This window comes from Colwellia sp. D2M02, assembly GCF_018860755.1.
GTDB classification, from domain to species: domain Bacteria; phylum Pseudomonadota; class Gammaproteobacteria; order Enterobacterales; family Alteromonadaceae; genus Colwellia; species Colwellia asteriadis.
The window spans coordinates 23,678-43,927 of the sequence record NZ_JAHKPW010000044.1 but is presented as its reverse complement, the minus strand read 5'-3'; the positions used below and the strand labels follow the sequence as shown (position 1 = coordinate 43,927).

The following is a 20,250-nucleotide window of genomic DNA, read 5'->3' as shown; positions in this document are numbered from 1 at the left end:
GCTACTTAGTTAACCTTAGTTGAGCACCTTTAAATATTCAACTTACGATAACAACGAGCGCAATTTAAATGAGCCTGATTAGCTGATGCTTCAATATCTAACGCTTGATTAGAAAAGCTTTGCCTTGATAGATCAAAAAAGAGCAAAGTGGCGAACCACTTTGCTCTTTGAGCGAGGCAGAGTTATCTATCTGAATAACTTCAATGAACCATTTAAAAAGGCTACTTATCTACAACCTCTGTCGCACGACTAACACGACCGTCTACCGCTTTGCTGCGCAGCCATACATTACCTTTTACCGTCACTGGGCTTTGGTAACTTTGCCACGATTGACCATCTAAGCTGTATTCAATACTAAAGCTAGGTAGCGCAACGTTTGCTGATAATTTTCCATCATTAATCACGCCACCAGGAATAGGTAAGTAATAATGAATACCTTTATTCGACATTCTGGAAAACTCTTTAGCTGCTAATACATTGGCAAATTCAGCCCACTGCTTGTTTCTGTTTTTTGCATTAACCTTATCACCTTCCCAATCTGCTTTGTGCCATGCACGTTCAGCAATGGCGATAATTCTTGGGAACACCATTTCTTGCATTTGCTCAGCAGTACGAATAGTTTCACTCCAGACATTGCCTTGCATACCTAAAATGTTTTCTGGCTTTTCTAATTTAGGCATAGCGCGACCAACTAAGTCTTCTAAGTTATCAATAGGAACACCTTGACGGGTATAGTCAGCATTAGCGTATAAGTTATCTGGCATGTAACCAAAAACACGTTTAGTGTCGGTAAAGCGTGTTGCCCAGTAATAACCGCGTGATTCTGGGTGAGCTTCATATGGGTGATCTAAGTATAAATGTGATCCAGAAGATAACACCACATCATAACCTTCATTCGCTAAACGGTATGCTCTATCAGCAACACCCCACTCCCAAATATTATCCCAAGGGTTAGCCCATACTTGATCTGGGGCTAAGCTGTCACGATCAAAGGTTGCTGTGCGGCTATACATTAAGCCATCTTCCCAGCCACCCATCGCTAAACCACGGTTAGCTAATAGTTTAGAAGCACGTGACATAAAGTACGCTTTTAAATCTTGTACGCCTGATATGCCATTGCCTGGCTCAATAAATAACGCCTGACACGCAGGAGACCCTGCCCAAGAGCCCGCGCCAACTTCATCACCACCTAAGTGTACTTTTTTCAAGTCAATGCCAGCATCGCGATACATGACCTGCATTTCATAGAGCACTTTATCAATGAAGTTATAGCTTGAGTCTAAACAAACATCCATTGAGTTGTCGTTATAGTTTTGTACCGTTAAGTATTTAGAAGTATCTTTTGGATGCGTCAATAAATAAGCTTTGGCTTCTTCTTTTTTACCCGCTTTCATTAAGTTGTTATAACGCGCTTCCATTGACTTAATTGCCGCTCTAGCGTGGCCCGGTAAATCAACCTCAGGAATCACTTCAATGTGGCGAACTGTTGCAAATTTTAATATTTCAATGAAATCTTCACGAGTCAAATAACCATTACCAACGGCATCGCCATGAGGACCTGCACCTAGTTGTGTTAATAAACAGCTTTGTTCCGTTAAATCAAAACAGCGCTTTGCACCAACATCGGTTAACTCAGGTAAGCCTGGTATTTGTAAACGCCAGCCTTCATCTTCTGTCATGTGTAAATGTAGCTTATTAAGCTTGTAATGAGCCATTTGCTCAATCAGCTTTAAAATATTGTCTTTACCATGGAAGTTACGACCAATATCATAGTGCATACCACGCCATTCATAGCGCGCTGAATCTTCAACTTCAAGACGAGGTAAGTTAATTTGTGCTTTTTTATCCGTTGGCATTAAACTTAGTAATGATTGAATAGCGTAAAATGCATTGGCATTATCTGTGGCAATAATTTCAATAGTATTTTTATCAACCGTTAAGTTATAGCCGGGCTTACCTTCATGATTTAAGTTGGCATTCACTTTAAGTGAAAGCACTTGTTTTTTAGCTGATGGAACGTGCTCGGCTTGTACATCAAGCTTACTTAAACCGTAATCGGCTAATTGTGCTTGTAAATAGGTTACTTCGTTTTTTAAACTACCTGCGTAACGAATTTGCCATTGGTCTGAAAACGTTGTTTCACCGCGATTATGATCAACACTGCGCGGCGTAGGAATGATTTTACGGGTAACTTCTTCACGGCTTAAGCTAAAATCTTGCGCGGCTAAGTTAGCTTTATAACGTAAAGCGGCATCCGTTTTTGGAAATAAATCTTTTGGCTCGTTATAACGTAAATACTGCTCAGGGCGAACCATAGGTTTAACATAAGAGAAGCTATCTTCGGTATCTGTATTCGCGAAAATAGCAGGCTTAGCTTTGCCACTAACAATAAAGGTTCTTGGCATAAAGTCAGTCATACTAACGATCCAAGCAGCCCCTTTATAGTTTATCGCCAGCGTTTCACCTGCGGCTAAGCCTTTAAAGTCTTTTGTTGGCACTATGCGATGTAAGTCACCCTGCACATGTTCGATATTCAAACCATGAGCTTTTGCGGTTTGTTGCTCTTCATCAATAACACGAGTAACGTGCATGTAAATAGCCCAGTCACTGACGCCAGCAGGAATAGCTACCTTTGACTTATTATCTAAAATAACTCGCCCATTGTGAGATGAACTACCAAAAACAAAGTTATCTACCACTTCAAAGTGCACTTCGGCATCTGACGCAAAGCTATTAAGTTGCTGTTGAGATAAACCCGCCTGTGCGGTTAGTGGTAAAGTCACCAGCAAGTTTGCTAATAAAAGTTTCTTAAATGACAAGGGAATCTTCCTTATTTTATTTTTGTTGTAAATTTACCACGTTAGCATTTATTGACGTCAAGATAAGACATTACACCAACGACATTAACTTATGGCTTATCGCTTGATTTTAGTAGCGCACAGAAGATTTAATTCGCTAAACCTTACAACACTACAAAAGCAACTGCCTAAAAAGTGACTGAAATAATACAAGAAAATATTATTTATTCCTACCCTTGTTATCTTTGAGTTACAACTGAATACAAATTATTGTTTAAATAGTTAATTAATTTAATATCTATCAGTGGTTAATTATGACAACGGGCATCAAGCAATGTTATTTGTGAAATCAGTACACTGTTGGGTGCAACTGAGCCCGCTAAACCTCTACTACCATAAGCAAGATCAGACGGTATATAAAACTCCCAAGTTTCACCAACTTTCATCATAGGAACCCCTTCACGCCAACCTTTGACCATTTTAGAGAGAGCAAATTTATCAGGATTTCCGCGTTGGTAACTGCTATCAATCATTTTTTGCGAGGCCACTGAAAACATTTGATAGTGCACAGTTACTTTATAGTCTGGATCAGGTTTACAACCCGAGCTTGGTTCTAAAACGGTATACTGTAATCCAGAGTCTGTGGCTAAAACCCCTTCTCGTTTAAGGTTTATCATTAACCAGTGCTTGCCCTTAATCGCATTAGCTTCTTCTTGGTTGTACAAATTACCCGAGTTACTTGAACTAGCGCAGCCAAGCACCAAAGTACAAATTAAACTGACAAAAAAAGTGCGTATCAACATATTATTTCTCTTGCTAATAATCTTAAAGCAGCCTACCCAAAAATAGATGTTTTATGGTTGGTGACATAACTAACACAAGTTATGCAAAGTTAATCCATCGTGCAACAACTGATTTATTCTGCTAAATAAATCAGTTGTTGCACTGGCTCTAAACTATTAAACGGTGGTAAAGACAAAGTTTGCATATTACCCATAGATAAAGCGGCATGTAGCGGTAATGTTGCCGTCGCTTTTAAGGTTAGTTCTTCAACTTTAGGCACTTTAATTAAGCGGACAACACTTCTATCACCGTATTGGGCAATAGATGGAATATAAGGTCGCAGCTGGGTAATAAACTTATCTAAAAACCATGAGTCGACATCACCACCAATAATAATGGTTTGGCAGTTTAATAAGGTTTCCAATGAATGTATCGCGATGCGCATTGGCTCGGCAGACTTTTCTAACCACTGTTCAAATACTTTCGGATTGTTATAGCAGTATTCCATCAACGCTTCTTGACTAGTAAACGACTTGGCAAAATGCGCTTGCAAAGAATTAAGTGAAGCAAAATCGTTTAACCGCCCCAGCTCTACAGTTTTTTCATCCGTCTCTGGCGTGACAAACATTTCACCAATGGCACCTGTTAAGCCATTTGCGCCGAGTAATATACTTCGATCATAAACAACCGCTGCTTCAACCACATCTGAAATATGCACACAAACAAAACTGTGTAAATGTTTAGCTTCGCCATATAACATTTGATAGGCAGCACAAGCTGAGGCCGTATTTTCAGTCGCTATTGGTAGCGCTAATGTTTCTGTTAACGCAACTTTAAAATCCATACTTTTTTGATACGTTAACAGGTTGTGCTCTTTGTTACTGACAAAAGTAATACCTGCACCAAGAATTTGCGATTTTTTTAATTTTGCTTGAGCCATTAGTGTATTAAATGACTCACTAATAACGCTTAACTCATTCCCTTGGTTATACTCTGCTTCCATTTTGACAATCGCTAAGCCGGTTAACGAAAAAATGCCCAGCTCTATCTTTTGTAAAAACATACGAATCGAAAAGCTATAGCAGCCCTCGGGGTTTAGATCGAGCATCTTTGAGGGCTTACCAACTGCACCTTCTTTTTTAATACCCACTTCAATGACTAAGCCAATATCGAGCAGCTCTTCAACCATGTTGGTAATTGTTTGCTTGGTCAGGTGCGTACGTCGAGAAATCTCCACTCGGGAAATTGGCCGTTGAGTAACTATTTCTGAGAGCACTAAACGTAAGTTTAAGGCTTTATTTTTTTTGGAGTTTGAGCCTTTCAAGTGAGCACACACCTATGAGAATTATTTGTCATCAAGATCATTGTACGTACTTTAAATTATAAAGTACCGTTTGTTAAAAATTTTTAGTTTGTTTACTGCAAAAAAGATAAAAAACATTAAGTCAAAACATTTGACTTAATGTTTTTTATCTTTACTATATAGTTTATTAAACAATCAAATCAGGTTCATTTATGACACTATCACGTTACTTTCATGGTCGTAATCATTGCCATTTAGTCAGTAAAAGCATTGCTACTGCTTTTGCTTTTTTACTTATTTCTTTTACTTCCTCTGCATTAGCAATTGACTTTAACAGCATTACTAATGCAGATAAATCAGAAAATATTAGCTTATCTGAACAACAAGTAGCGCAGTTAAAAACTAAAAAGCTCACGGCAGCATTAGTATGGCACGGCTCTAGCTCATGGGTTAGTGCGGTTAACCAAGGCGCAAGAGAAACATTTTCAACACTTGGCATCGATGTTATTGCGGTTACCGACGCCCAGTTCGATCCTGCTAAACAAGTGGCCGACTTAGAAAATGTAAGCGCACTTAAGCCAGACATTATTTTGTCACTCTCCGTTGATAGTACCAGTACTAAAAACAGTTACCGTAACGCCATTGATAGCGGTGCTAAGTTAGTGCTGTTAAGTAACCCTATTGAAGGCTTTGTGCACCATAAAGATTATGTCGGTATTGTTACCGATGATATGTTTGGTATGGGAAGAGCAGCGGCTGAATTAGCTATAGAGGCACTAAATCAACCAAGTAAGTCAGATAAAGGTAAATTAGGCATGATTTATCATGATGCTAATTACTTTATTACTAACAACCGAGACAGTGCTTTTAGAGAAGCGTTAAGCGCTGCGCCAAATATAGAGATTGTTATCGAGAAAGGTTTCGTTAAAGAAAGCGACACCAGCAACATTGCCGCAGCAATGGTACTAAAAAATCCAGAAATTGAAGCAATTTATGTCTCATGGGATAGTGCAGCTGAAGGAGTAATAGAAGCATTAAGATCATTAGATAGACCTGATATTAAGGTGATCACCCATGATTTAGGGGTCAATAACTTATTAGACATGGCAACCAACAGAAATTTATACGGCACAGTCGCCGATAGACCTTATGACATTGGCGCAACTATGGCTAAATTAGGTGCAGCGTCAATACTTGGGCAACAAGCGGCACAAGTGACTATTGTCCCTTTTGATAAAGTTACTCGAACAAACATTACAACGGCATGGCTAGAAGCATTTAAAAAGCCTTTACCGAAATTACTAACACAAGCATTACAACAGTAAAGGATCCCCTATGAGTGCTAAAATGTTATCACTAAACCAAATGAAGCAGTTTGCTTTGCAACGAGAAGCATTTATTTATTATATCTTCTTCTTCGTTTTATTTTTTTTCGCAGTTATTTTGCACGACACGGCTTTTTTAACGTTATCCAACTTTATGAATATTGTTAAACAAACAGCGCCGTTAACTATTATGGCTGTGGGTTTAACCTTTGCCTTAGCCGTAGGTCATATCGACTTATCTATTGGCTCGGTGGTCGCATTAAGTGCATTAGTAGGTGCGTTGTTATTACAACATACTGGTATTCCACTCGCGGTTTTAGGCGCACTTTTAGTGGGAGTTACCGTCGGCTTAATTAATGGTTTATTAATTGAGCGGCTACAAGTATCGTCACTGCTTATTACCTTAGGTACTATGGGAATAATCACCGGTATTGCCAGACAATTAACCAATTTAGAATCGGTTCCAGTTATTAATCAAGACTTCACCTATTTCTTTGGCTCAGGAAAAGTACTAGGCATGCCAATATTACTACTGTGGACCTTAATAATTGGTGGCTGTGCTTATATCATTTTGAAAAAGCTTGCCGCAGGTCGACACCTATTAGCGGTTGGTGGTAACCCTGCTGCTGCAAGAGCTATGGGTATAAAAGTAACTAAGATACGCGTTTATGCCTTAATTGCCTCATCAACGGCCGCCGCATTAGCAGGCTTACTTTATGCTGGGCGCTTACATGGCGCAAGATACACTCTAGGTGAAGCAGACTTATTAACGGTAATAGCAGCTGTAGCCATTGGTGGCACTAGCTTATTTGGTGGCAGAGCTTGTATTGTCGGTGCTATTTTAGGTACGTGGTTAATGGGTATTATTAACAACGGACTAATTTTGTCAGGCTTTTCCACCAATGAGCAAATGATTACTCGCGGTGTTATTTTGGTGGTTGCGGTTGCTATTGGTGTTAAAGAGGTACGAAATAATGGTTAGATCAGCATTAGATCAAGTGGCTTTAGAGCTTAGCTCAATTAAGAAAAGTTTTGGTGGCGTACATGCACTGCAAGACGTAACTTTCACTATAAACAAAGGTGAAGTCGTTGGCTTGTTAGGTGACAATGGCGCAGGTAAGTCTACCTTAGTTAAATGTATTTCAGGGGTTCATGCACCTGACGGTGGTGATATTAAAGTTAATGGCAAGTCTGTTTATATTAGCTCACCTGAAGATGCCCGCTCCGCGGGTATAGAAACAGTATTCCAAGACTTAGCAATGATTCCTGAGTTTGATATTGTGCAAAACTTATTTCTCAATAGAGAAATAAAACACAAAAACCCAATTCTGCGCTGGTTAGGTTGGCTTGACACTAAAACCATGACCAAACGAGCAAGAAAGTCTTTAAATCGATTAAATACACGTATCCCCTCTTACAGTGAACAAATTCATAACTTGTCAGGTGGTCAACGACAAGCAATAGCCATTGCTAGAGCGGTAAACTGGGGCGCTGATATTGTTATTATGGATGAGCCTACGGCAGCACTCGGCGTTGAACAAAGCGCACAAGTGAATGACTTGATCAAGGTCATCAGCTCACAAGGTGTTGCCGTATTACTGATCAGTCATAACATGCAACATGTCGTCGAAACCTGTGACAGAGCTGTGGTGTTGTATCAAGGGAGCTCAGTTGCCGATGTCGCAGTTCCTGATGTAACCAAAGAAGACTTAGTGGCGCTAATTACTGGTGCTAAAAAAATAGCCGCTTAGTCGCTCAATAACGTTATCGAAAAATCTACATCGCGAGCATGTTTAATACCATGAAACTCGCGACAGGGCTTCGCTTTGCCTAAGGAATGCAAAATGAGTTACTTAAAAAAAATTGAACAACTTATCCCGACGCTAACTATTGAAGAAAAAGTCGGACAACTTTTTGTCTTAGCTTTCGCAGGACAAGACAATGAGTACGCGCTCGATTTAGTGAAAAATATGCATGTCGGTGGCTTTTACCTGACGGATGACAATGCAAACACCTTAAAAGAAGCGAACATATTATCAGCACAATTACAAAAACAAGCCGCTTTACGTGCTTGTGATGCACCTTTATTACTTGCAGTAGACCAAGAAGGTGCCTGGGGAATACTAACCAAAGAGACTGATTTAGGCCCCGGTAACTTAGCATTAGGGGTCGCAAACGATGCCAACCTAACAGCGAATATGTACCAAATTTTTGCCGAACAAATGCAAGCTATAGGTTACAACACCTTGCTATCTCCTTGCGCTGACGTTAATAGTAATCCAAATAACCCGATTATAGGTCAACGCGCGTTTGGTGAAAAACCTAGCCATGTGGCTCAACATGTTGCAGCAGCAGTGCAAGGTATTAATCGCACGGGGAATATTGCCTGCGCAAAGCATTTCCCTGGTCATGGTGATACCGCAACGGACAGTCATCGCTCTTTACCTGAGGTTACTAAAAACACCAGTCAATTACTGAGTGAAGACTTACCCCCTTTTATTGCAGCAATTAATAATGATGTTGGCATCATTATGACCGCGCATATTAACTACCCAGAAATTGATGCTCAATACCCAGCAACACTTTCTCGAAAGATATTAACAGAACTATTAAAAGACGAACTTGGTTTTACAGGGCTCATTATTACCGACAGCATGAATATGTGGGCAATGAGAAAAAATTATTCGCCAAGTGAAGCCGCTATTCTTGCGCTCAAAGCTGGCGCGCATTTAATTATGCTTAGTGAAGAGCATTATGAAAATGAAACAACTCCCTATAAGCAAATACAACAAGAAACCATTAACGGTGTTATTGAAGCAGTACATAGTGGTGAGCTGAGTTTGGCTCAAATTGACCAAACCTTAAAGCATGTTTTGTGCTTTAAATATCAAAAAGTTAACAATAAACCATCAACCAATAAGTCGCCGGTCGATACCGGTAATAAAGTCGCTAAAGAAGCAGCTCAGCAAGCTATTAGCGTGCTTAAAAATAATGAAGGACTATGGCCATTAGGGCAATCAGAATTTTACTTTACTTGCGCTGTTAACCCAGCGAGTTATGAAAACCTGGTTAATAGTCGTGGTATTGGTCCAAATGACGCTGTGCCAGCAAGCCAAGTTTTTTATCAACAATTACAGCAATCCAACGCAAAAGTAACGTACCTGCCCTATGAAGAGTTTTCTCAAGTTCTAGCAGGTAATAAAACACTCGATATAGAGCGACCTCTTGTTATCTTGACTGAAGATTATCCTCTACCAGGAGAAACTTTTCCTCAGCAAGAGCAGCTTCAACGTATCGAGCAAGCTCAACAATTATTTACCAATAAGCTAATGGTATTAGCACTTCGTTCAGACTATGAACTTAAAGAGTTAAGTCAAAAATGTGCCATAAACACTTATGTCTGTACTTATTCAAGTCGCTCAGTTAGCGCTAGAGAGCTTGCAAAACGGTTACTTGAAGAAAAATACACCTTTTAAAATAAATTGTTCTTAATAATTGGTTGACATTTAGTCAAAATGATTGATTATTTAATTAGTAAAAACGATTTACATAATAGTTACTAACAAGATTTTATTAATAAAGTAAAAGCTAGACGAATAAAAAATATAACAAGTACATAAAAACTATAACAAGAGAGGATAAGGGTATGTCAAAAAAGTTAACTAACTTAATTAAAAATAATACCGCGATGCGCTTTATTTCATTTAGCACTATTGCATTAACGGGTGCCATGGGTAATGTTTATGCCGCCGAAGCGGCAGATAATAACCTTGCTGATAAAAGTGACGTAGAAATCATTCAGGTGAAAGGTATACGCGGCAGCTTAACTAGAGCGTTAAATAGCAAACGTTTTAGTGATTCAGTTTTAGACTCTATATCTGCAGAAGATATTGGTAAATTTCCAGATAAAAACATCGGTGATGCGATGCAGCGCATCCCTGGTGTTACCGTGGTTAGAACCTACGGTGAAGTGAGTGGCGTAACAGTACGTGGTACAGCGCCCGAGCATAGTATGGTATTACTTAACGGCCAAAATGTTGCCAGTGTTGGTTGGTTTGATTTAGGTGGTATTAACCGTAGCTTCAACTTTGAAATGTTAGCGTCAGAGCAAGTTTCAGGCATGGACTTATATAAATCTGTCGAAGCTGATGTTAACGAAGGCGCAATCGGTGGTACGGTTAACCTAAAAACTCGTAAGCCGCTCGAATTAGACGCAGGTACTGTGTTTGCTTCTGTTGAGGGGGCTTACCATGAAAATTCTGAAGAGTGGGACCCTGCATACTCTGCGTTGGGTAGCTGGAAAACCGACGATGAAACCTTTGGTATCTTAGTCGCCTATTCAAATGAACAATCTAAAGTATATCGTGAAACTCTATCAAACTTTGGTACACCTAGCGGTAGCTTCACTGATAGTAATGGCGTATCTCACAACTCTTACGGTGCAATGTCGTCAATTTTATTTGATGAAGATAGAGAACGTACAAGTAGTCAAATAACTGTGCAGTACGCCCCGACAGATAATCTACTGATAGGCTTAAATTATAACTTGTTCGAGTTAAATAACGACCATATCAACACGGCACAATTTGGTATTGTTGGTTTTGGTACACTCGATGGCAACTCTACTACCACAAACAACGCAGGTGTACTCACGCAAGGAACAACGAACGGTGCCAATGGCGCAGGATTACCACCATTATTTAATAATACTGTTTTACGTAAGCCTGAAATGCAAACCGATGCATTAAACTTTACACTAGAGTATACCGTGAATGATTGGTCAATAGGTATCGTTGCCGGTAGCTCTAGCGCTGAAGGACGTACATTACAAAGCAGTACTTGGTGGGGCGACACAACTAATGCTGCTAATGGCGGTTATACCTATGATGTAGCCGGTGCCCTTGAAATTATTCCAACTAATTCAGACTACATGAGCAGTCATAGTAATTTCGATATTTTTCAAGAATTTACCTACATTAATTATGTTCGTGACAATGACATTGATTATATTCAATCTGATTTTACCTACCAACTTGATAAAGGCATGTTTACCACGCTTGATTTCGGCTTAAAATATCAAAGTCAAACCTTTGCTTCACGTGGTGATTATCGTGATGTTGACGTAAACAAAGCAATCGCTGATGGTTTAAACCTTAGTGATTACAACGGCGGTTTTGTGAGTGGCTTACATAGTAAAGAAGGACGTCCTGGCAGCTTATCAGCATTCCCAGTGGCTGACGGTGCTGGAATATGGGATTATGCTTATCAGAATCAAGCAGACACCACCACAACATTAAGCCAATTTTCAATTGAAGAAGACATTACCGCATTCTATGTAAAAGGTAACTTTGAAGGTGATGGCTTCCGCGGTAACGTAGGCTTACGCTATGTTGGTACTGACGTGTTATCAAAAGGCAGTATTGATGGCTTACCTTCACAAGGAAAGAAAGATTACAGTAACTTTTTACCGAGTGTGAACATTGCCGCAGATATTTCTGACGATCTTATTTTCCGCTTTGCTGCAGGCTCTACTATTTCACGCCCTGATTACGATGCGATGCAAATGGCTGAAACAATCTCTGTTAGCTTTGCTACAGCCACTGTTGGTAGCCCTAACCTTGAACCTTACAAAGCTGACCAATACGATATCGGTTTAGAATGGTACTTTGACGAAGCTTCTATTGTTGGCGCAACTTTCTTTATTAAAAACATCAGCGATTATATTGAAACGACCGCTGCGGTAGAGCCTTATGATGGATGTTCACAAACCTGTTTAGTAACTCGCTCTCGTAATGTTGGTACTGGTGATGTAACGGGCTTAGAGCTACAAATTCAACATGCTTTTGATAATGGTTTTGGCGTACAAGGTAATTACACCTATACCGATAGTGAAAGAACCACTTCGGATGGTAAAATAGTACCGCTAGATGACGTATCAAAAAACTCCTTTAACCTTTCAGCTTACTATGAAGACGATAACTTTAGCGCTCGTTTAGCTTATAACTACCGTGATGAATTTATGCGTCAATACAATAATAGTGGCAGTGCAAGCGTGAATGATGCGTACAGTCAGTTAGACGCCTCAGTTATTTGGCATGCTATGGATAACCTTGATATATCACTTGAAGCAGTAAACTTAACTAATGAAGCCTTGGTTCTACGCCAACCTGACTTTGGTAATGTCGTTCATAGTATCGATGAGTTTGGTACTCGTTACTTCCTTGGTGCAAGTATTAAGTTTTAATTTAGGCTTTATTTAAGTTTTAAAAAACAATAATACCAAGCCACCCTCTTCTCATATGATAGGTTTGACACGTTCCTATCATATGATTAGTTATCGTTTACCTCACTGGCAACAGCGAAACTAAACGATTTACACGTGGCAATGGATTGCCATTTTAGGCCGAAAGCCAGATTGTTCTAAATCTGGCTTTTTTTTGTTTACTACCCTCCCTTTTTTATTTAATCACTATTACTAACCTATTTATTGAGTACTATCACTGGATACACTTAACAGGATAAGCTCATAACGGTTACCTATAATCATTAATCAAAACTAGCTTTTAACGCTGAAATGGGAGGTTAGCGTACGTAGCAGGGTTAAATAACCTGAGCTCGGCTTAACAAATGTCCTTCCTGAACTCCATTGAGGTTAATTATCTGCTTAGTATAGCGGTGGCGACAGCCCTCGACGTTCAGTCTCTGATTGAGGTCTACCTTTGCTAGTTAGTGGTTAACTTGCTGAATTTATTAAAAAATACAGACCTTAGCAATATCGATTCCCGACAGCCTCTTAGGAAGTGACAATTAAAATACAGCAGTATCACAACCACTCAGCCCATTTATTCAAACACTAAATTAAGTAAATGTGGCCCTATTTTTTACCAGTAAACGACTTCCATAAAAAAACAGCGACTTGTTAGGTCGCTGTTTTTTTTATGCTATGACTACTTAAGTGAACATTAGTTACATGAAACTTCAGTCCAGAACCAAGTAGAAGTAGATGTTGGTGTTTCCCAAGTACCTGGGTTATTTTGAGCTTCAAAACATGAACCATTGTAAGAAACAACATCACCATTGCTCACTACTGTTTGACCTGCAACCCACGGAGTTACCGTTGGTCCGGTTGTTTCATTAGTGATAGTTACTGCAGTAGATGCAGTATCACTAAGCGTTCCATCACTAACCGTTAAGCTAACAGTAGCGATAGTATCTGCTGAGACACTGGCTGCGGTAAATGTTGGGTTAGCCGCCGTTGATGAACTAAAGCTACCTGCACTAGCTGGCGAAACACTCCACTGATAAGTCAATGTATCATTAGCGTCAGGGTCGGTAGAGTTAGCACCATTAAGAGTAATTGAGTTACCTTCCACAACGTTCGCTGCTGACGCTGAAACTACTGCTGTTGGCGCACTATTACCTACTGTAGAGTCAGTGACCGTTACCCAAGTTGAAGCGCTATCGCTTAGCTCACCGTCGCTAACTACTAGCGTAATATTCACACTGGTATCGGCAGTAACATTAGCAGCCGTAAATGTAGGGTTATCAATCGTTGGTGAGTTGAAGCTACCAGCATTGGCTGGTGAGGCACTCCATTGATAGCTCAATGTGGTATTCGCATCTGGATCGGTAGAGCTAGCACCTGATAAATTAACAGTTTGACCTTCAACCACACTCGTTGCTGAAGAAGAAACCACAGCGGTTGGTGCGTTGTTACCTGTATTCGTGCCTGCACTCACTAGCACAGCATGAGAAGCGGCATTACTGGCTAATCCGTTAACTCCTTTTAATTGAAAGTAGAACTCAGTTGTTGAGCCGACCGTCGGTAATATTATCGAGGTATTTAATGCCGTTGGATTATTAATAGTCGCCTTAGGAGATAATGGCTCAACTTGAGTCCACTCATAATTACTCGTTCCTGATACGCTACCAGTAAGATTAATCATATCACCGCCATTTGCAGCAGTGTCACCATTAGCAATAACCACCGGTCTGGCTGGAATAGTGATACCACCAAGCTGAGATATATCACCAGTCATTTCAGAAAACATCTCGGCAGTTAGGTCGGCTAACTTAAGGCCAACAAGCTCTTTAGTATTCCAAGTATCGGTGCCTACCTCTAGGTTACCGGCTGCGTTTTCAAAGGCGCTCAAGTCGGAAACAGTAACATGTCTTTCTGGAATAATTTTGTCAAGCATTGGACGGAAACCCGTAATGGTTTCTCTCGTTCCACCCCAACCCTGCACGTAGCTTTTTGCATGGACAATATAATCATCCATATTTGTCGGTAGGCTACTGCTAGGTACGCCTTGTAATACTATCGATTGGTTACCCGGAAGTGTTAATACCGAACCTGTTTGATCACTAGTACTGGTAATAGTCATTTGGGCTAAAGGGGAACCTGTCCATTCTGTACCAAGAGATATACGATCTGTTCCGAGGGCAAAGTCATTAATCACGGTCTGCGTATTACCTGAAGCGTTTTTCTGGATAACTATCTGATCTTTACCGTCGCCTGTTGTGACGGTGTCGTTACCCCAGCCAGCAAATAGCATTTCAGGGTGCTGCGTTCCAGAAATAATGTCATTACTCGGCGTATCAAACAAGGTGTCATGACCTTTAAACATATCCATATAAAAGCCAGCTGTTGTGCCTGTTTCATCACCCGCATCTGTACCTTCAAAAATAGCATTAATAACCCCTAAAGCTCCACGTAAGTGAGTAGCGGCTATTATGCCAGACATAGTGATAGTAGTAGTTTTAGTCACTTGCTGACCATTTTCAATATGAATATAGTCATAGCTTGTGCCTAGTATATCTGACCAATCCTTACCTCGTTCCTGCATCAATTCACGAAACTTAATATAGTTAGAGCGCATTAGCGCGCGAATGATCTGCTCTTGTTTTGCTGGTATACGCATATCATCAAACTGATAAATATCGCTCTTACCGCTGAAAGTACCTAACCACTCATTAACCTGCGGTGTTAATAAGTCAACGGTGCCACCTTCCCATCTAAATTGAATCGTTTCTTTAACACCGGTACATGTAGCTTCACTTTGTCGACCGGTACCAGTAGCCGCCCACTCACTTGCTGGTCGAGCGGAGTAATATTTGCTCAGGCCACCTTCAGTTTGAGGAATATAATAACCAGAGGTGATAAGGGTTGCTTCGCCATTTTGATAACCAACAAACCCCCAAGCATTGAGTGAGCTATACTGCATTTTTCTGATCATTCGCTTACGATCGGCAAGAGAAGCATTATTGTCATAAAAGCGATCAACATCTAACTTTTGGAAATATCTTTTAACCGAATGTGTTTCACCAACGACACTACCATCACAAGCCAAATCTATACGGCCAGGAATATCATTACCTTGAGCATCTTTTTTTAAGTAGCTGTATGTACGGGCTGTATTATCGTTGTAACCAGTTTTATAACCATTAACAATCGCATCTGTAGCGTCAGGCAAACCAGACTCAAATCCACGTAATGCATCTAAGAAATTTGTCATATCTCCAGCATTTGCCAGCTGGGCCTGTCCGCCCGCTGTTAAAAATATACAGGCGGTTAAATATTTCATTTTCGTTTTTATTGTTGCTTTCATAATGTGTATTTACCTTTTGGTGTTAGTCATTCATGGTTTACCATCCCCATTTTTCAGGGAATGATTAAGTGCATTTATTCCTCAAATTACGTTCACCTTTAAAATTAGAACGATTAAAAATGCACCAACAAACAGTAGGTAGTCACCAAAAATAAGTCAAGCATTTTTACTAATTATTGTAAAAAAAACCTAAAAAACCACTAAAATATAATAATTTCAATATGATAAGAAACAAGCACAAACTATCTTATTTGTTTAGTCATGCTAATAGTGCTTTGTTATCTCTATAGGTGTACTAAATGAGTGGTGTTGTGAGTTAAAGTTACACTGGTGTAATTGTGATAATTTACAGCTGATTTTTGTTTAAAAATCTGGAGAGGAAACTTATCAATAGTGAATCGATTGCACGAAGCTTAAGGCTGCGTGAGTGAAAAGCAATTGAAATATTTTAAGTTATATTTATCAGTTTGTTGAAGAAATTTAACGAAGATAAGAGTGGAGTTTCCCACTCTTATCTCAGCAAGATATAAATATCGCTAACAATAACCGCCACAGCATCATGTTAGGTTATAATAACCAAATAAAACAGGTAGTTACACTACCCTTAACGCATTACTATCCTTAACGCATTACCATATTTACCGCCATCAACAATAGTAGCGCTGCGAATATTTTTTTGACCAACGGCACAGGTAAATGTGCGGTAGCTTTTGCTCCTAAAGGCGCGGTAAACCAAGAGGTGCAAACAATGCCTAATAAAGCGGGTAAATAGACAAAACCGGCAAAACCATCTGCTACAGCGAAATGTGAACTACCAGAAGTGATGTAACCTATTGAACCAAATAAGGCGATAACAATACCGCAAGCCGAAGCACAACCAATGGCTTTTCTCATGTCGATTGAAAAAAACGTTAACAACGGCACTAACAATGCACCACCACCAATACCTATCATGGCCGACAAACCACCGGTGATGGTGGTAAAAAATGTTAGCAATGCTTTATTAGGCATTTCACGTTCTATTGGAGCATCTACTTTGCGACTACTGTAAAACATTTTCAAGGCAATAAGTACCACGCTCACCGCAAATATTATCCGCACTACATTCTCAGGTAACAGCGCTGCGAGAAAGCCACTAATTAGTGCGCCAAGCGCAACACCTGTCATTATCCACGGCGCAATTTCCCAAGGAACATTACCATGTTTATGATGTGCTAATGCTGAAGAGGTGGAAGTAAAAAGTATTGAGGCTAATGAGGTAGCAATAGCAACGATTACTGCTTGCTCAAGGGGTACAATATCAAAGTGAAGTAAAATAACGCTCAATACTGGCACAATCACTAAGCCGCCACCAATACCTAACAGCCCAGCTAAAAAGCCCACACCACTACCGAGTATGGCGCAGTATATAATTAACAACAATAACTCACTCATACAGCTCACTTCTTAATATTTTCAAAAGGTTAGTAAAGAGCTAAATACCACTTTGCTCTTATCAGGCGAGCTAATATAGCCTACACCCGCGTGAACATTCAAACATAAAGGGCATGAATATTTCTCATACCCTATGTGAAATAAATGCGCTTTTCATCAGCTAGCTATCCACGTATAAATTCACTCAGCCGCTAAAGTTAGACAGCCAGATGGCCAAACAAGATGAAAATCAATGTTGAATAAGTCACTGGCACAACGCCGAAAACACAATGGCAACGTTGCATAGTCTAGCAAGAGCAAACAACAACTTTTGGTTTTGTCTCAGCAAATAGGATACTGACTAACATGAACAAAGATTTTATATTTACCTTAAAAAGCCTTGCGCTTGATGAAAACTATCAGCCATCGAACAGCACGCGTATTACCACTAATTTTGCCAACTTGGCCAGAGGCGACTACCGTCAAGCCAATTTACGTAACGCACTAACCATGATTAATAATCGCTTCAATGCGCTGGCCAATTGGGACAACCCTAAAGGCGATCGTTACTCTGTTGAGCTTGAAATTATTTCAGTAGATATAGATATTGAAAACAGCGGACAGAGCTTTCCGTCAATTGAAGTATTAAAAACGAATATTGTTGATCATAAAACCAACAAGCGCATTGAAGGCATTGTTGGCAATAACTTCTCGTCTTATGTGCGAGATTATGATTTTAGTGTATTACTGCAAAATCATAATAAAAATCAAAGCAGTTTTAGTATTCCTGATAACTTTGGTGAGCTACACGGCAAACTTTTTCAGTATTTTGTTAACTCAAGTGCTTACCAACAAAACTTTAACAAACCACCGGTAATATGCTTAAGTGTGTCAGATAACAAAACCTATCATCGCACTGAAAATCAACATCCAGTATTAGGGGTTGAGTACCAACCTAATGAGTCATCTTTAACTGAGCAATATTTCAAAAAAATGGGCTTGTCGGTACGTTATTTCATGCCGCCAAACAGCGTTGCACCGCTGGCTTTCTATTTCTTTGGTGATTTACTCAACGACTACACTAACCTTGAGTTTATTAGCACCATCAGCACCATGGAAACGTTTCAAAAGATTTATCGACCTGAAATTTATAATGCCAATGCGGTTGCAGGAAAGTCGTACCAACCTAACTTAAAAAACCAAGATCACTCATTAACGCAAATTGTTTATGACCGAGAAGAGCGCAGCAAGCTAGCGAATGAGCAAGGTAAATTTGCTGAAGAAAACTTCATCAAACCTTATCAAACTGTACTTGAGCAGTGGTCTGCTAACTACGCCAATAGCTGCGCTTAATCGTTATAGCGCTAAGTCAAAAGTTAACTAAATACACGGTATTATTTATTATGAAAACACTGACCAACAACACCTTATTACCTACATCAACAGCAGGTAGTTTACCTAAGCCTTTATGGTTGGCAGAGCCTGAAACCCTGTGGTCACCTTGGAAATTACAAGACGAAGAATTAGCTGTAGGAAAACACGATGCACTGCGCTTGTCATTACAAAACCAACAATACGCTGACATTGATATTGTCAGTGACGGTGAGCAAACACGCCAACATTTTGTCACCACTTTTATTGAGCATCTTAACGGTGTTGATTTTGAAAAACGTAAAACTGTTAAAATTCGTGATAGATATGACGCCAGCGTGCCTACGGTTGTTGGCCCAGTTAGTCGTCAAAAGTCGGTATTTGTTGAAGACGCTAAATTTTTACGTAAGCAAACTAAACAACCAATAAAATGGGCGCTGCCCGGTCCTATGACAATGGTAGACACCCTTTATGATGATCATTATAAAAGCCGTGAAAAACTCGCTTGGGAGTTTGCCATTATTCTTAACCAAGAAGCGAAAGAATTAGAAGCCGCAGGGGTTGATATTATTCAATTTGATGAACCTGCCTTTAATGTGTTTTTTGACGAAGTAAATGACTGGGGCATTGCCTGCTTAGAAAAAGCCATTGAAGGGCTAAAATGCGAAACAGCCGTACATATTTGTTATGGCTATGGCATAAAAGCCAATACTGAATGGAAAAAAACGTTAGGCTCACAGTGGCGACAATATGAAGAAGCGTTTCCAAAACTGCAACAGTCAAGTATCGATATTATCTCACTAGAGTGTCATAACTCACATGTACCAATGGATTTACTTGAATTGATTCGAGGTAAAAAAGTTATGGTCGGCGCTATTGATGTCGCTAGCAACATCATTGAAACACCCGAAGAAGTGGCTGCAACTTTGCGAAAAGCGTTGCAGTTTGTCGATGCCGATAAGCTCTACCCTTGCACTAATTGCGGCATGGCACCGTTATCTCATCAAGTAGCACAAGGCAAACTAAATGCCTTAAGTGCAGGCGCTGAAATTGTGCGAAAAGAACTATTAACTTGAAACCTTAACTTAAAGCGTTAACATAAAAAACGTTAACCTAAAGGCTCAGCTCCGAGCATAAACTTTTATCTAACAGTTCACATATTATAAATAACCTCTTATAATGCTAGCCGTATTTTATATAGAGGTTTATATGTTTAAAGCAGTGCCTAAAGTGTTAATAATAACAGCCATGCTTATTGCTTTTATTGGACAAACTCTAACATTTAATACCGCTATACCTTGCGAACCTGACACTGCCTCTCTTTCTCCTAGTATCACTAACCTAGTAAAAAGTTACGATTCAACGATAACTGATACCGCTCATCAAGAAGACTGCTGCGGTATTAATTGCTGTGATAATAACTGCACTTGCATTACTAATGCATGCTCTTTATTGATATACATTGATAGTAAAGTAGCCTCAACTAAAGTAGTTGCTATAAGTGAAGCTATTTATCGGGAACAACCTGAACAGCCTAGTTATATGTCAGACTTCCTCTACCGCCCTCCTATTGTTACCTCATAAAAACTTAGTACAAGAAAACTTAGTACAAGAAAGCTTAGCACCAAAACAAAGTAACTTATAAATTA

Annotated in this window: 13 protein-coding genes; 8 read left to right on the top strand and 5 right to left on the bottom strand. The window is 39.7% G+C overall.

Annotated features, from left to right (window positions below; all coding sequences use genetic code 11):
* Positions 1–221 precede the first annotated feature (221 nt).
* The 3 genes from KO495_RS07520 to KO495_RS07510 form a co-directional block, all read right to left on the bottom strand.
* A complete protein-coding gene (locus tag KO495_RS07520) occupies positions 222–2,819 on the bottom strand; it encodes a family 20 glycosylhydrolase (protein ID WP_215979790.1) in 2,598 nt (865 codons plus the stop codon).
* Positions 2,820–3,106: 287 nt separating this feature from the next.
* Entirely contained in the window at positions 3,107–3,601 is a 495-nt protein-coding gene (locus KO495_RS07515; RefSeq protein ID WP_215979789.1) for an FKBP-type peptidyl-prolyl cis-trans isomerase, read from the bottom strand.
* A gap of 113 nt (positions 3,602–3,714) precedes the next feature.
* On the bottom strand, positions 3,715–4,905 hold the full coding sequence (locus KO495_RS07510) for an ROK family transcriptional regulator (protein WP_215979788.1): 1,191 nt from the start codon (positions 4,903–4,905) through the stop codon (positions 3,715–3,717).
* Positions 4,906–5,096: 191 nt separating this feature from the next.
* Between KO495_RS07510 and KO495_RS07505 the strand changes: the two genes are divergently transcribed.
* From KO495_RS07505 to KO495_RS07485, 5 genes are all read left to right on the top strand, one after another.
* Positions 5,097–6,209, top strand: coding sequence for a substrate-binding domain-containing protein (locus KO495_RS07505; RefSeq protein WP_215979787.1), 1,113 nt, complete (start codon positions 5,097–5,099; stop codon positions 6,207–6,209).
* A gap of 10 nt (positions 6,210–6,219) precedes the next feature.
* Positions 6,220–7,191, top strand: a complete 972-nt coding sequence (locus tag KO495_RS07500) for an ABC transporter permease (protein ID WP_215979786.1) — start codon at positions 6,220–6,222, stop codon at positions 7,189–7,191.
* Positions 7,184–7,960 (top strand): ATP-binding cassette domain-containing protein, encoded by a 777-nt coding sequence (locus tag KO495_RS07495; RefSeq protein ID WP_215979785.1) that lies wholly within the window; start codon positions 7,184–7,186, stop codon positions 7,958–7,960. Before KO495_RS07500 ends, KO495_RS07495 begins: the two co-directional genes overlap by 8 nt.
* 93 nt (positions 7,961–8,053) lie before the next feature.
* Positions 8,054–9,685, top strand: a complete 1,632-nt coding sequence (locus tag KO495_RS07490) for a glycoside hydrolase family 3 protein (RefSeq protein WP_215979784.1) — start codon at positions 8,054–8,056, stop codon at positions 9,683–9,685.
* A gap of 170 nt (positions 9,686–9,855) precedes the next feature.
* Positions 9,856–12,453 (top strand): TonB-dependent receptor, encoded by a 2,598-nt coding sequence (locus tag KO495_RS07485; RefSeq protein WP_252738861.1) that lies wholly within the window; start codon positions 9,856–9,858, stop codon positions 12,451–12,453.
* Positions 12,454–13,171: 718 nt separating this feature from the next.
* Here the strand turns inward: KO495_RS07485 and KO495_RS07480 are convergent.
* Together KO495_RS07480 and KO495_RS07475 are read right to left on the bottom strand one after the other, a co-directional pair.
* Positions 13,172–15,817: a hypothetical protein gene (locus KO495_RS07480; RefSeq protein WP_215979783.1), complete on the bottom strand. Its 2,646-nt coding sequence runs from the start codon at positions 15,815–15,817 to the stop codon at positions 13,172–13,174.
* 621 nt (positions 15,818–16,438) lie between these two features.
* Complete coding sequence (locus KO495_RS07475) at positions 16,439–17,251, bottom strand: sulfite exporter TauE/SafE family protein (RefSeq protein ID WP_215979782.1); 813 nt, start codon at positions 17,249–17,251, stop codon at positions 16,439–16,441.
* A gap of 345 nt (positions 17,252–17,596) precedes the next feature.
* Here KO495_RS07475 and KO495_RS07470 point away from each other — a divergent pair, with 345 nt between their 5' ends.
* The 3 genes from KO495_RS07470 (at position 17,597) to KO495_RS07460 (ending at position 20,185) form a co-directional block, all read left to right on the top strand.
* Positions 17,597–18,583 (top strand): DUF1852 domain-containing protein, encoded by a 987-nt coding sequence (locus KO495_RS07470; protein WP_215979781.1) that lies wholly within the window; start codon positions 17,597–17,599, stop codon positions 18,581–18,583.
* A gap of 50 nt (positions 18,584–18,633) precedes the next feature.
* Positions 18,634–19,677: a methionine synthase gene (locus tag KO495_RS07465; protein WP_215979780.1), complete on the top strand. Its 1,044-nt coding sequence runs from the start codon at positions 18,634–18,636 to the stop codon at positions 19,675–19,677.
* Between the two features lie 133 nt (positions 19,678–19,810).
* The gene (locus tag KO495_RS07460; RefSeq protein ID WP_215979779.1) at positions 19,811–20,185 is read left to right on the top strand and encodes a hypothetical protein; all 375 of its coding nucleotides are present in this window, start codon (positions 19,811–19,813) and stop codon (positions 20,183–20,185) included.
* The last annotated feature ends 65 nt before the right edge of the window (positions 20,186–20,250 follow it).